Raw genomic sequence first — 14,913 nt, 5'->3', positions numbered from 1 at the left:
GTATGTTGTATGTGATCATCATGAACCTTATCGCTTTTTCGCTGATCCTATGGATGTGGATCAGCAACCGTAATAAAATACAGCGATTGGAGGAATTCATGGAGACAGGTATTCAGGCTTCCGGCACCATCATTGATTATCATGTGAAACCCGATTCCGATGGAGACTGGTATGCGCCGATCGTTGAATTTACACCCAGCGGTGGCGACCGTGTATTACTCTTCGATACCAGCTTCAAGCGGGAAATGCCCGATTTGAATAGCCCTATCCTGGTTCATTTCCAGTTTGGAGAACCGAAAAGCGGGGTCGTTAACATTGCGCAGAAAATCAAGGACACAAAGGGCGATATCGTTTCAACAGGATTGATCATTATGTTGTTCGACGCATATCTGACTTACCAGGGAATTACTGAATTATAGACAAATGAGTAGCAGTTATCATGAATTTAAAGATCGTGGTTTTTGGGAGAATGATGGCCCAGCCGGCATCGCTGCCGCATATCTATTGCGCTATCTTCAGGAATTGCCTGGAAAGCCGGATTGGTTGCTCGAATTCCAGGAGCTGGTAAAAGACAATAGCAAGGGCTATTTTGTGGGATGGATGCACTTTTCGTTCGATGAATTTCTGGTAACGGAAGAAAGGAGGCGACTGCTTTCTGAAGTGTTGCAAGATGTAAGGCATCAGTTGCATGAAATGGAAACTATGCTGGATATAGAGGAGCTGAATGCCCTGTATACGGATGATGAGCATCCGCTAATGTTTAAAGGAAAAGTTAACAAGCGGATTATTATCGATGTGTTGGACAAATTTCTGCTGTTAATTTGAAAATTTGGTTTGGGGTTGGTCTGTAATTACATCACCCGAATTTATCTATACCTCTCCCTGCAATTTATGCTGGGCAATAACCCAAATCGATACAAAACTGATTGTAAATTATACACATACAGTTGAAAAGATGTGAAAAAAACACATGGAAAAAATGCCATAATTCAGGGATTCTTTTCATACCTTAGCTCCATCGAAACACTATGGCCCTATGCCACAGTTCAACGTACACCTATTGAAACGAACTAATTAATGTAAACCCGTTACCCGTAGACATTTGAGATCCCGTTACCTACTGATCGCCACACTCATCCTGGCTTTCAGGGCATCCTTTGCCCAAAGTATTCCGGTAAAACTGGAAGCAGACAGGTCTCCTGCCTGGGCGGACAGCTTTGTATATCGAATCAAAGATTCCGGTTACTTCGCTTTCCCCGCAGGGAACTGTAAAGGCATGCGCATTCATCCCGTAAAGATGTACGAACTGCAGGAAATGCTGGTAACGGTAGTGGCTGATCGCAAGCGCCCTCCGCGCCCCGCGCCTCCGCCTCCGCCGAAACGCCCGCCGTTCCTCGTGATCCACGGCAATGTGATGTACGATTATTATTACCAGGGAAACACCGATACACCTTATATAGAAAAAGACATCCATCAACATACCGTTCAAACCAGTATGTCCGTCACCGTGCGCGACCAATACCCGTTGCGGTTTACGTTCAGCACTTCGCAAAGCAATTCCCGCATCCTCCGGAACATGACCGGCCTCAACCTGGGATATTCCGCCAACGATCTGCGGCACGCCATCCTCCAGAAAGCCCGTAAATGGGACGCAGGGCGCATCGCCAACTGGAAGGAGCTGGATGGGATGAAGACAGACATCCGCAAGCTGCAGGATTCCCTGCTGCGGATGCGCACCTGGTTTTCCGCACCGTCGCAGATTCAACGCATGATCGAAGCGCGCGAAAGGGAGCTATATGGCCAGCAAAAGCCGCAAATCCCCACCCTGCCCGATAAAAGGATATTGCCGCTCAAAGGCCGTCAATTGCCCGATCTCGCAGGCAAATACAAAGGAAAGGCAGACAGTGCCGTGGCCCCGCTGCTCAAAGAATACGAAGCCCGCAAGGCACAGGCGGATTCGCTGGAAGCCAGGATCGCCGGGATGGACGCCAAATACCGCGCCCGCCTGGAAAAACTCGGCGCCCGGAAAGAATCGCTCGTAGCCCTGCTCAACCGCAATGCCTCGCCCGCAGAGCTCATCAGCGAGCTCGATCGCATGCGGGTACCCGATTCCGTGCTGCCCAAAGGATATAAAACCCTGCTCTCCATCCGGTCTGCCGGCATCGGTCGCTCCATGATCGATTACTCGGAACTGACCGCCCGCAACATCAGCATCGTAGGCGCCAACGTGGAAGTAAACCCCTCGTGGTACGCGGCCGTCGGCATCGGTGCCGTAGATTACCGGTTCAGGGATTACCTCGTCAAGTCGGCCGGGCCCAGGCAGTTCCTGCAACTGTACCGGGGCGGTTATGGCCTCAAGGAAGGCAGCCACGTGTATGTAACCTATTATACCGGCCGCAAACAGGCGTACAATTTCAACCTGCAAGACAATCCGAACGTGCAAGTGCCGGATAGCCGCCTGATGGGCGTTTCGGTGGAAGGGCGCTGGCAGCTCGGGAAATTCTACAGCGTGACGGGAGAAATCGCCCGGTCGTCGCTCCCGCAGCACGAGCGTGCCAAAGAAGGCAGCAACCTCGCAGGTAGCATGGTAAAGCTGAGCGACAACTCCGCACAGGCGTATTCCCTCTCCGCGGAAGGCATGCTGCCCGCAACCGGAACGAAGGTGAGTGGCATGGTCAAACGGATGGGCGCCAATTTCCAGTCGTTCAGTCTGTACAGCACCGGCAGTGCTCAAACGGCGTGGATGTTCCGGGCCGACCAGCCGTTCTTCAAAGACCAGCTCACGCTGAGCGCTTCCGTCCGCAAAAACGTCTACGCCAGCGTATTCGAGAACGCGCAGTTTTTATCGAACACCGTTTTCAAAAGCGTGCAGGCAACGTTCCGCCGGAGGAACTGGCCTTCGGTTTCACTGGGCTATTTCCCCAGTTCGCAGCTCATCAAAACGGGCGATCATTCCTTCATGGAAAATATGTTTTACACGCTGGTGGGAACGGCTAATCATTTTTACCGGATGAACGGCCTGCAGATGAACACCATGCTGTCTGCCACCCGTTTTTACAATCGCCAGTCAGACACCGCGTTCGTGTATTTCAATAGCACGAACCTCACGGCGCAGCAGGCGGTGTTCCTGGGGAAATGGCACCTCAACGGCCTTGGCAGCCTGGTCTCGAACACGGAATACAGGATTTACGGATGTGAAGGCAACGCGTTGTTCAAAGCCAAAAGCTGGCTGGACGTAGGCGCGGGCATCAAGTATAATTATCAGACCACCTACCGGATACGCCAGCTGGGATACTCAGCGAACCTCCGGGTGGAAGTACCCAAAGTCGGTGAAATCGCGCTCATGGCCGACCAGGGTTTTTTACCGGGAACCGCCAGGAGGCTGGTCCCCAACAAAACCGGGCGCGCCACCTTTACCAGGACTTTTTAACCCGATTTATGAAAAGTTACCTATACCTATTTTTCCTGCTGGCCGCTTTCCCTGTTGCGGCGCAGGTCACGATCACCCCGGTGGTGCCGCCCGCAGGCATCCTTCAGAAAAACCAGTTGTGGAACGTGGTGCTCGCTTCGGCGGTAGACCGTCCACTCCAGGTGCAGGTTGTTTTGCGGCTGCTCGACGCTGAGCAGGGGCAACCCGTGCTGACGGGCATTTCGCGCGGGTTCACTCTCACGCGCGGCGCACGGCAGCTGAAGCAGGACGATGTGGAGCCCGTTCAATACGAATACCTCTCGCCCGCCATCGACCGGAACGTGAACGCGTTACTGCCGCCCGGCAAATATCTCGCCTGTTACAATATCGAAGTGACCGGTGGCAAAACCGCTTTCAGCCGCGAAGAATGCGTGCCGATCGTGGTGGAGCCGATCAGTCCGCCGATGCTGAACCTCCCTGCCAATGGCGCTTCGCTGGATACGCGGCTTCCGCAGTTCACCTGGCTGCCGCCCGCGCCACTGCAGCAATTCCGGCAGTTGCGGTACGAGATCGTAGTCACGGAAGTGCACGACGGGCAGCCGCCCGTGGAGGCCGTTCAACAGAATATTCCCGTGTTGCGGATGCCCAGGTTGCAGGAAAATTTCCTGTCGTACCCATCGGGCCATGCGGCGCTCGATACGGGCAGGACCTATGCCTGGACGGTGATCGCGAAGGAAGGCGCGCATTATGCGGCGCAGACGGAGGTCTGGACGTTCCGGCTGAACGGTGCGCGGATGGCGGGTTTGGGAGAATCGAACAAAGTGTACGTGCAACTCCGGCGGGAGCTGGACGGGAACGTGCTCGGCGCTTCGCGCGAGTTGTCGGTGGCGTATGTGAACGAGACGGCGGATAAGGAAGCGGTGTATGAACTGGTGGCCCTGGGCGAAGGGAACCACATTGTGAAATCGGGCACGCTGCCGCTGGTGCGCGGCGCCAACCGAATCGATGTTCCGTTGCCGCGCCGCGCGGGGCTCACAGACGGGAAGATCTATCTCTTCCGGTTGAAGAACAGCCGCGGAGAGCAATGGCAGATCAAATTCAACTATCAAGCAGAAAAATAACCTATACCTGAAAAATATTGTAAGATGACGCGTGCTTTTGAAGAAAAGGGACGGAGGATCATTGCCTGGACATTGCTGGCCATGCTTTACTTCGAAACGGTAATCCCCGCTTACGCATTGGGCGTTCGCAATGCCCCGCCACCGGCTACTTTTGCCCGTAAAGCCCCCAAAGTTCCGGCGGCTGTCCCGGTAGCGGACGCATCGCCCCGCATGGCGGAAAAACCGGAGAAGGCGCCGCCGGCCCCGGCGCCGAAACCGTTCAACGGCGGGCCTACCCAGCCGGAGAGCCAGGCTTTCCAGTCGGTAAACAGTGCCAATATGGTAGACCTTTTTACGGGGGATTTCTCGTACAACATTCCGTTGATCGACGTGGGCGGATATCCGCTGGGTTTGGGTTACAGCAGCGGCATCGGGATGGACCAGGAGGCCAGCTGGTGCGGGCTCGGGTGGAATATCAACCCCGGGAGCATTATCCGGAATATGCGCGGCATACCGGACGATTTTAATGGTGATGAACAGATCACTGAAAACCTTGTCTATCAAGGAAAACAATACTTACGGCGGCTCGGCTGGTGCTGTTTTCGAGCTGGCCGGTTTTCCTTCGAAGGGATTCGGTGTCAACCTGAAAGTGGGGCTGGGCGTGTTCCATAACTCTTATAATGGCTGGGGCGTGGAAACGATGCTGATGCCTAGTGTGAATGTGGGCTCTGCTTCATTCGGCACGCTGACGGCCGGCCTTTCTCTGACGAATAATTCGCAGGAAGGTTTTTCTGCCGGCTCCAGCCTGGGATATACGACTGCGGCGATAGACGGAAAGGAAGCGGGCATGTTCAAAGGAACGGCGAATGCATCGCTGGGATATAATTCCCGGTCGGGGTTGAAGGCGCTGCAGTTTTCGGGCGGCGTACAGCTGAGCCAGGCGATAATGAAAGATATAAAGGACGATGGCAAAGTTGTAGGGCAAGATCAAATCGGCACGCGTACCGGATCCAGCACACTTTTCAGTAGCCGCCTTTCCTTTGCGTCTCCGGGGTTCACGCCTACAATTACCGTACCCTGGACAAGCAGGAGCACGGCCATCAGCCTGAAGGCGGGCGGAGAGCTGAAGATACTCGCCAGCTCGCTGGAAGCCACCGGTTATTGGTCCAAACAAACGATCGAGCCCGAAGACCGGACACAGAAGTTACAGGCATATGGATACCTGCATTTCGAAAAAGGTAAGAACAATGCATCAGCGCTGCTCGACTTCAACCGTGAGCGCGAGATCCCTTACCGCGACGAGTCCGACGTGCCCAATATCGCCATCCCGTCATATACGTACGATATTTTCAGCATGTCTGGAGAAGGCACCGGCGGAACGTTCCGCGCCTACCGGAGCGATATCGGTTTTGTGCACGATCATCACATGAACACGCGTGATAAATCTTTCAACGCCGGTGGAGACGTGGCTTTCGGGGATCTGGCCCACATTGGGGTAGACCTTGCGGCATCCCGTTCCCGAACGGATTCGGATCCGTGGACCGGTAACAACCCGCTGGCGGAAAACGTGGCTTTCACGAATTCCGACAAGCTGTACGAAGCCTCCTACTTCCGGAACCCGGGCGAGAAAACAGTTGTAGACGGCAACTTCCATGCTGCGATCGGGGGAGACGATGTGGTGTATCCGGAGATCCGTAAGAACGGCGGCATGTCTCCGCTCATGGCCACCACCGGGCAACTGGCCCGTTATCGCGGCGGCCGGACGCTGGATCGCTTTCCGCTTCCCGCGTCCAGCGCAAGGAAAGAAAACCGCGACAAACGTACGCAGGTGATCTCTTATCTGAATGCAGAAGAAGCATCGGAAGTGGGGTTCCCCAAGCTGATAGAAAACTACGGCATGAACCAATATGTGGATGCGAATTGTGAAACTGAATTCCCGGTAGATACCGACCAGGAAGGAAATGGCCTGAAATGGGATCTCTATTCGGACCTGTACTGGAATCGTGTTTACTGGTTGGGCAAAAACACGCAGACACTCACCTGGAATACGGAAGATGACTGGTATAATATGCATGGATGGGAAGATCGCTGGGAAAATGGCCAATTGATCCGTATGGAAGGGAAAGATGCAAGATGGGTACAGCGCTGGTACGGGCGGATCAAGGCTCCTTATACCGGAAGCTATGAATTTATCATGCAGTCTGACGATGGAGGAAAACTTATAATGAACGACTCCGTGCTCATCAAAGACGCCTGGAAAGTGCAGGGTGGAAATGAAAAGTTTAGAACGACCGTAAATCTCGAAGAAGGTAAAATATACAAGTTCGAAGCACAACACGGTAATTTCTCGAAGAAAGGTGCAAGATTTTTGTTTTTCGGTCCTCCGGGATTTAATTACAAGCAATGGTACTGGCCGGCAGCCACCGATACTTTTGAAGCCGTGCCCGGGAAGCTTTTTAAAGAACTAAGAGTGAACGATTTCCGCAAGAAAAACCATATTTCCCAGGTAGACGTGCTCAACAACGACGGCCGCCGGTACGTATACGGCCTCCCGGTTTACAACCTCACCCAAAAAGAAGTTACGTTTGCCGCGAAAAAGGAAAACGGCAACCGCGATAAAGGCACCGTAACCTACGATCCCGCCACAGACGCGACGCCCGATAAAAATACCAACGGACAAGACAACTACTACAGCTCGGAAACCCTCCCCGCATACGCGCACTCGTTCCTGCTGACGGGCATCCTGTCTTCCGACTATGTAGACGTAACGGGCAACGGCATTTCGGACGACGATCCGGGAAATGCCATCAAGTTCAATTATACCAAAACGGCCGGCGTCAGGAACCCTTACAAATGGAGAACCCCGCACGGACAGGTAACGGCTGGTTATAACGAAGGCCTCCGGACAGACAGTCGCGATGATAAAGGTAACTATGTCTATGGCACCAAGGAGCTTTGGTACCTCCACTCCATCGAGTCCAAAAACATGATCGCTACCTTTACCCTCGAAGACCGTGACGATATGTTCTCCGTGCTCGAAGACGGAACGATCGAATCCGGGAATAATTCCGCCAAAAGACTCAAAGAGATCAACCTGTACACGAAGGCGGAATTCCAGCAGCTGAAAGACAAGGCGAAGCCCGTGAAAACCGTTCACTTCGAGTATTCCTACGAGCTTTGCCGCAACAATACTACTTATCCCGGCCGCGAAACAGGCAAGCTGACGCTTAAAAAAGTATGGTTCTCCTACAACGGGAATAAGAAAGGTAAGAAGAACGCATATGTGTTCAACTACAGCGGTATAAACCCGCAATACAACTCCCAGGCATCCGACCGCTGGGGTAATTATAAAGCCCCGGCCGATAATCCCGGATCGGTTGGCGGCAACACCGTATCCAACGCGGAATTCCCCTACAGCCTGCAAGACAGCGCAGTAGCGGCCCGCAACGCCGCAGCATGGGGGCTCGATTCCATCCACCTGCCTTCCGGCGGCCGGATCAAGGTAACGTACGAAAGCGATGACTATGCTTTCGTGCAGAACCGTCGCGCGGGGATCATGTGCAACGTGGCGGGTTTCTCCAAAAGCGTGCCCACCTCGCTTTCCCACGTGAACCAATATTTATACGGCAACGACGATCACCTCTACATTTCCGTCCATATTCCCGACGCGGTAACCTCCGTGAAGGAAATCGACGAGAAATATCTCCAGGGGATGAAGGAATTGTATTTCCGCCTGAATGTGAATATGCCGTCAGACCGATGGGGTAGCGGGGCAGAGTTCGTGAGCGGGTACGCCACGCTGGAACCTGGGAACTACGGATTTTTCAACAGCGGCAAAACGATCTGGCTGAAAGTGAAAAGCCTCGACAAGGGCGGCGATTACGGCGGAAAGTACAGTCCGTTCGCTAAAACCGCCGCGCAGTTCGTCCGTCTCAACCTGCCCACCAAAGCCTATCCCGGGATGGATATGGGCGATAACCTGGGCGCCGAGGCCGCGGTTCAGCTCATTGCCGGTATGGCCACCGGGGTGGTGAGCGCTTTCCGATCGTTCGACAACCTGGCACGTGCTAACAAGTTCGGCCAAACCGCCGATCTGAAACGGTCTTTCGTTCGCCTGTATGCGCCGGCCTACCGCAAGCTGGGTGGCGGCCACCGGGTGAAAAGCATCAAGATCTACGATAACTGGAACGCGATGACCCAGCAGAAGGAATCGCTGTACGGTACCGAATATCTCTATACGACCACGCACGATGTAGGTGGAAAGAAGATCGAGATCAGCAGCGGGGTGGCTACTTACGAGCCCATGATGGGCGGTGAGGAAAACACCTGGCGCGAGCCGATCAAATATACCGACCAGGCCGCCAAGCTGGCGCCGGTGACGCTGGGATTCGTGGATATGCCTTTAGGCGAAACGTTTTTCCCGCATCCCTCCGTCGGCTACAGCAAAGTGAGGACCCGCTCTATCCGTACGGCCAAAACCCGCTCTGCGAACGGTTTCGAAGAGGCGACTTTCTATACCGCATACGATTTCCCCGTATTTACAGACCATTCGCTGCTGAACGAAGACGCGAAGGAGCGCTATACGCCCAAACTTCTGAACATGTTGAAGATCAATGCAGTGAACGTGGTGGGCGTAACGCAGGGCTTCAAGATCGAATTGAACGATATGCACGGAAAGCCCCGTTCGCAGGCGAGTTATTCGCAGCTCGACAGCAAGGAGCCGATCACCTCTACCACTTATTATTATCGGGTAGACGATCAGAATGCGGAGCACAAACGCCTGCGCAACGATGTACTGTCTATGGGCGCCAACGGCCAGATCGATGGCACGGCGATAGTTGGGAAAGACATGGAGCTGATGCTCGATATGCGCCAGCAGCGGTCGGTGAGCCTTTCGGTGGATTTCAACGCCAACGTCGACATCTTCTCGTTCCCCATGCCGTTCCTCCTGAGCTGGCCTTCGGGGTATGTGTTCCCGCAGCGGCAGGAAACGATGTTCCGCTCGGCCGCGGCCACGAAAGTCATTTACCGGCATGGCCTGTTAGACAGTGTGGTGGCGGTAGACAAGGGAAGCCGCGTTACTACCCACAACATGCTTTACGACGCGGAAACGGGCGACGTGATCCTGACTTCGGCGCAAAACGAATTCGACGATACACTGTACAATTTTAAATATCCCGCCGGATGGATGTACGACGGTATGTCGGGTGCCTACAAGAATATCAGCGCCGTGTTCGACCACGTATATTTCAAGGAAGGCAAGATCGTAAGCGGAATAGCGGCGGGAGATGTGAGCAAATATTTTACGGGAGGAGACGAACTGCTGGTGTATTCCCGCAACCCTGTGAACACCGATCCCTGCCAGCCTTTGCTGGCCACTTTCCCCAGCGCCAGCAAGATCTGGGCTGTGGATGCCAGTGCCAATACCGGAGACGCACCCGAGATTTTCTTCCAGGACGCGGATGGAAAGCCGTTCAACGGCCATGAGGCATCTTTAAAGATCATCCGCTCAGGGCGCAGGAACATCGCGGCCCTGGCGGGATCCGTTTCCATGATGGTGAACCCGCTGCTCAAGGTGGGCAACGGCTACCAGCTGCAGATCGACGAACACTCGCGGATCACGCATGCGGAAATGATCGAGTATAAACAGTCGTGGCAGGTGGAAGACAAGAAGAAACAAAAGGTCGTCTGCTTTTTCTAATCCGAAAAACTCGCAACTATGCACAAGATATTTTATTTGATATGCTGCCTGGTCGTAACGGCGTTTCCGGCTTCCGCGCAAGACTCCGCGTTCGCACGGCTGAAAGGGAAATGGGCGGCGCAGCAACTGATGGTGAAGATCGTGACTTATCCCGAAGGCGTGATGGTAGACAGCTATGAAACAACAGATGCGGACCGGATGGTGAAGGCCGGGAGAGATGTATGGACCGGAGTGGAGTTTACGGATTTCATTTACATGGGAGACCGCAACGGGGCGGGAGAGCGAGGCGATTACCGCAGCGCCGGTGTTCAGACGCTGGAATGCAGGAAGGAGCTACCGCCGGGGTTCCAGGAGCAGGCCACCGTCAAAAAATATGGCTGGAAAATAACAGGGAACATACTCACGCTGGAACCGGAGCCCTCCATTTACCGGGAAGCGTCCAGCGGGCGCTTCGTGAAGGCCACATTCGTTTGTACCTATTCCAAAATCGATTGATGATCCCTTAACTATGAGAAAAGCATTTCAGATATATATTGCCTTATTGGCCCTGGTACTGCTGCCCACATGGGCGGCGGCGCAGTGCAACTGGTCGTTCACGGCCACGCCCGACTCGTCCAGATGTGCGGCCAGTGGTAAAATATCCATTACGCTGACCGGGCAGGACGCGGGCTCCGTCACGAACCGGCTATATCGGTTGCAGGCGGCGTCCGGCGGGTTCGAGATACCACACAGTACCGCCCCGCTCTTCGAGAACCTCGCTCCCGGGTCGTATTACGTGACGGTGAGGGGGATTTGCGGTGGTGTGGAAGATTCCATCACACAGTCTGTTTCCGTTCTGGGAGATTACACCCCTTTCACTGGTAGCGCAAAGATGGGATCGGGATCTTTCCCTAATTGTTCTTCGGGCTTAATGACGTTTTTATTTAGCGGTGGCCGGCGCGGTTACAAGGCCGTAATCACGAGCAAGCCCGCGGCGTATTCCGGGCCCACTGTCTTTAATACCAGTGCAGCGGGCTATCAGGTCCAGAACATGTCGGCCGGAACCTATACGGTCGTGCTATCCGATTCTTGCGGAAGCAGTTCCACCAGTACGGTCGTCATCCCGGCTTTACCGGCGGCTAACCAGGATTTGATCATTGAAAATCAGATCGCAGGCGCGGGATGTAACAAGCTTCGTTTCAATGCGCCGCTGGTGCCTTCCAGCTCCCTGTACCGACCGTATTTCTACCGCGGAACTAATTGGACGTTCGCCGTTTCGTATGATGGTGGCCCCAAGACGGCTTTCAAGCCCGTATGCGATTCGAGCTTCTTCGAGCTGGAAATTCCCGGGGGCAAGACGTTGAAAGACATGGTGGGCAAAAATGTTTACTACTATTTCAAGGATCCCTGCGGCGGGGAAACCAGCTTCCCAATTTATCTCTACCAGTATGATATTGCGTTGTCGTTTTCCAATAACTGCAGCCATAGCTTCAACATCAATCCCGTCTATACGCCGGTGAGGGCTTGCTACCCTTTTGTGATCAGCGTGCAGAATAAAAATACGGGCGTTGTGAGAAGGGATACTACTTATAACTGGAATGCCTGGCACATGGATTCCCTGCCTCATGGGGCGTACAAGCTGCAAGTCATGACGGCAGACAGCTTTTTGCTGCATACCCAGGATATACTACAGCAACCGCCTCCCGCAAAGCCCTATAAAACCATGTTTTGGCCCAGGAATTCGGGGCAGCACAAATTCGGGGAGCTCCTCATCCAGGGCTCCGGCGGCGAATCGATCCGTGCCGGAACGAAGATTGAGGTCGTGTATCCCGCCAGTCATTACCATTCTACTACAACGGCTTATGACGAAAACGGCGTTTGGTTTTACAGCACGCCGCAGAAAGCATATATTCCCGGCACTTACGTCCTGAAGATCACGGATGCCTGCGCGGCCTATTTCGATACGGTTGTGGTCGCGAATAAAGACGTTTATGACTATGAATGGGAAATGTCGACAAGAGATACCTGCGCAGGGAAAATCCTGCGGGTCGATGGTACCGTCGCTTTCAACAATTCTACCGTTCCCGGGTACTACCGGATCATGTCACAGCCTTCCGGCGGATCTCTGGTAACCGGCATTTATCCCATGGGATCGGAAATAGTGCTGACCACGCCCGGAGAATACGGCGTGGTAGTAGGTGCCAGTTCGGGATCTGTCAGCCATCATCCGGAAGAAACGTTCGGGGGAAATATGAAATCGCTGGAATGGAGCGCCAGGCCGCTGGCCATCGATCCTATCCGTTCCATCGGCTGGATTTGCCCCGCAGCGGCCGATAACACCGGCAGTATCATCGTGCAGCTGATCAACCCCATCAGTGCTTCCTATACCTACAGCCTGGCCGCCCAGGGCAAAGGCGCCACCGGCCCGTACCTGGCCACCAACACCACTGGCAGGTTCAACTCCGGCGGCGGTTTCGACCTCATGGTGAACCAGAATTACGACGTGAAAGTGACCGACCCCTGCGGAGCCTCCGTCGTTCAAACCATCAAGATCATCGACTTCGCCACCGCCCAGCTCGCTTCTTTGAACAAACCGGCATATTGCCAGGGCGACAAAGCCCGGCTGCAGGTGATCAACCTTCCCGGCTCAGCCATTACTTATAGCTGGACCGGCCCCAACAACTTCACCAGCAATCTCCAGAACCCCGTGATCACGCAGCTTACGGACTCCAGCGAGGGCAAATACATCGTGGTGATAGATGCCGACATTTGTTCCGCCCCGATCCGCGACACGGTAGATCTCGTGATGGCGGCTTTCGAGACCATTTGCTTCAGCGCCGTTACCGATACCAGCGTGAACCCCTATGCAGCGGGGATCCTCGGCAACTGGCGGCCACACCGCACGTACGCCTACTACGGCGAGCGCAAAGAATCCGATCCGCAGGCCGCCACCAACATCCGCACAGACGGTACGTACAAAGACTTCCTGTCTTTCTGGAAAAAACAGTCGAACGGATGGAAGGCCCAGTACGACACCACCCGCTGGGTTTGGAACAGCGAGTCTACCATCTTCAATAAAAAAGGCTTTGAGCTGGAGAACCGCGATGCCCTCAACCGTTACAACAGCGCCATTTATGGCTTTGAAGACGCATTGCCCATGGCCGTGGTGCAAAACAGCATGCTGCGCGAAGCTGCGTTCGAAGGTTTCGAAGACTTCTATTTCAAAGGAAACGGTTGCCCTACCGGCGACTGCGGAACTGCCCGGCGCTTCGATTTCACCCGTTACATTTCCTGGCTGGATACCACACAGCGCCACACCGGCCGCTATTCCATCAAAATTCCCGGCAGAGATACGCTGCAGACCAGCCACATGGTTGTGGCGGCTGCTACGCCCGTCAATCAGCCCATTTTCGAAATGAAGGCGGCAGATTGCGGCATCACCGGAAACGTGCTGAAAAAAGTGAAGGCAGACAGTACGATGGTCATCCCTTCGTTCAGCCCGCTGGCGGGGAAAAAGATCCTCTTCAGCGCATGGGTGAAGGAAGCTAAAGACTGCAACTGCGCCAGCTACGACGGCAATGTGGTGCAGCTGGTAGTCAAGCATGGCGAGAACACGACGCTTCGCGAAATCCGTCCGTCTGGTAACATCATCGAAGGTTGGCAGCGGTACGAGGAGGCGGTAGACCTGCCCGCGGGCACCACGCAGCTGTCTGTCATGATCATCGCCACAGGCGATAGCCCGGTGTATGTAGACGACATCCGCCTGCATCCGTTCAATGCCAACATGAAGAGCTACGCCTACGACCCCGTAACGCTGCGCATGATGGCTGAGCTGGACGAGAACAACTTCGCGACGTTCTTTGAGTACGACGATGATGGTGTGCTGACCCGGGTGAAGAAGGAAACGGAAAGAGGTATTAAAACGATTAAAGAAACGAGGAGTGCGCTCGTAAAAGAATAAAGATATGTTGAAGAAAATCCTGATCATCCTGGTGTGCAGCGTAGCCTCTGCTTCGCTGCATGCCCAGCGGGCAGATACGGCAAAGCTGTTCAGTGAGATGCGGAAGCTCCATGCGGCCTATTCGGCCAGCGGCCTCCGCTACGATTTCCGGTACACCTATGCCGCGGCGGGCCGGCCGGAGCAAGTCCTGGACTCGCTCAGCGGCAGCGTCGAAATGTCGGCTGCGGGCTTAAGGATGGTGATGGCGAACATGGAGTTCGTCTCCAACCCCAGATACGCCATCGTGTTGTTCAAGGAAGACAAAGTGATGTACCTCTACAAACCCAATGGCTTGCCGCCGGCCGATCCGCTTTCGCAGGTCCGCGCGCTCATGGAAACAGGGCTCGTGAAAAAAGTGGATATCTCGCAGGAAGAACGGAACCGCCGGATCAGCATCGCATTCGATTCGCTGGCGGGCGTAAAATCCATCGACCTCAATATTCAGCCGGCTAATGGCTTGCTGTCTTCCGCCAGGTACCTGTTGCAAACGGAAATGATGAAAAGCGGTCGTCCGCTGACGGAAGCCGAGCGGCAGCAGTTTGGCCCGCTGGCGCTGGTGAGCATGTATTTTCTACGGTATGTTACGTTGCCAGCCGACAGGGCACCTTTCCACGAAAGCGCCTATTTCGTATTCAGCAACGGCGAATACCTCCCTACAGCCGCCTACAGCGATTATCAGATTTACAAAGGAAGCCCGAACCTATAGTCCCCGATCCAACTTATG

Annotated in this window: 9 protein-coding genes; 8 read left to right on the top strand and 1 reads right to left on the bottom strand. The window is 54.4% G+C overall.

What is annotated here, in order from left to right; translation table 11 throughout:
- Positions 1-2: 2 nt before the first annotated feature.
- From WJU22_RS24875 to WJU22_RS24860, 4 genes are all read left to right on the top strand, one after another.
- Positions 3-419: a hypothetical protein gene (locus WJU22_RS24875; RefSeq protein WP_341840873.1), complete on the top strand. Its 417-nt coding sequence runs from the start codon at positions 3-5 to the stop codon at positions 417-419.
- Between the two features lie 4 nt (positions 420-423).
- Entirely contained in the window at positions 424-825 is a 402-nt protein-coding gene (locus WJU22_RS24870) for a hypothetical protein (RefSeq protein ID WP_341840872.1), read from the top strand.
- A gap of 277 nt (positions 826-1,102) precedes the next feature.
- Positions 1,103-3,430: a hypothetical protein gene (locus tag WJU22_RS24865; RefSeq protein ID WP_341840871.1), complete on the top strand. Its 2,328-nt coding sequence runs from the start codon at positions 1,103-1,105 to the stop codon at positions 3,428-3,430.
- Between the two features lie 8 nt (positions 3,431-3,438).
- Positions 3,439-4,530 carry a hypothetical protein gene (locus tag WJU22_RS24860; RefSeq protein ID WP_341840870.1) on the top strand — a complete coding sequence of 364 codons (1,092 nt, stop codon included), beginning with the start codon at positions 3,439-3,441 and terminating at the stop codon, positions 4,528-4,530.
- A 110-nt stretch (positions 4,531-4,640) separates the two neighbouring features.
- Here the strand turns inward: WJU22_RS24860 and WJU22_RS24855 are convergent, their stop codons facing one another.
- Positions 4,641-4,886 carry a hypothetical protein gene (locus WJU22_RS24855; protein WP_341840869.1) on the bottom strand — a complete coding sequence of 82 codons (246 nt, stop codon included), beginning with the start codon at positions 4,884-4,886 and terminating at the stop codon, positions 4,641-4,643.
- 155 nt (positions 4,887-5,041) lie between these two features.
- Between WJU22_RS24855 and WJU22_RS24850 the strand changes: the two genes are divergently transcribed.
- Genes WJU22_RS24850 through WJU22_RS24835 form a run of 4 tightly spaced genes read left to right on the top strand, consistent with a single transcriptional unit; the run spans position 5,042 to position 14,895 of the window.
- Positions 5,042-10,210: a PA14 domain-containing protein gene (locus tag WJU22_RS24850; RefSeq protein ID WP_341840868.1), complete on the top strand. Its 5,169-nt coding sequence runs from the start codon at positions 5,042-5,044 to the stop codon at positions 10,208-10,210.
- Positions 10,211-10,228: 18 nt separating this feature from the next.
- Positions 10,229-10,705: a hypothetical protein gene (locus WJU22_RS24845; protein ID WP_341840867.1), complete on the top strand. Its 477-nt coding sequence runs from the start codon at positions 10,229-10,231 to the stop codon at positions 10,703-10,705.
- Between the two features lie 13 nt (positions 10,706-10,718).
- Positions 10,719-14,150 (top strand): hypothetical protein, encoded by a 3,432-nt coding sequence (locus WJU22_RS24840; protein WP_341840866.1) that lies wholly within the window; start codon positions 10,719-10,721, stop codon positions 14,148-14,150.
- A gap of 4 nt (positions 14,151-14,154) precedes the next feature.
- Positions 14,155-14,895 (top strand): hypothetical protein, encoded by a 741-nt coding sequence (locus WJU22_RS24835; protein ID WP_341840865.1) that lies wholly within the window; start codon positions 14,155-14,157, stop codon positions 14,893-14,895.
- Positions 14,896-14,913: the final 18 nt, after the last annotated feature.

It is taken from the genome of Chitinophaga caseinilytica, from assembly GCF_038396765.1.
GTDB classification, from domain to species: domain Bacteria; phylum Bacteroidota; class Bacteroidia; order Chitinophagales; family Chitinophagaceae; genus Chitinophaga; species Chitinophaga caseinilytica.
This window is presented reverse-complemented; position numbering and strand designations above follow the sequence as displayed.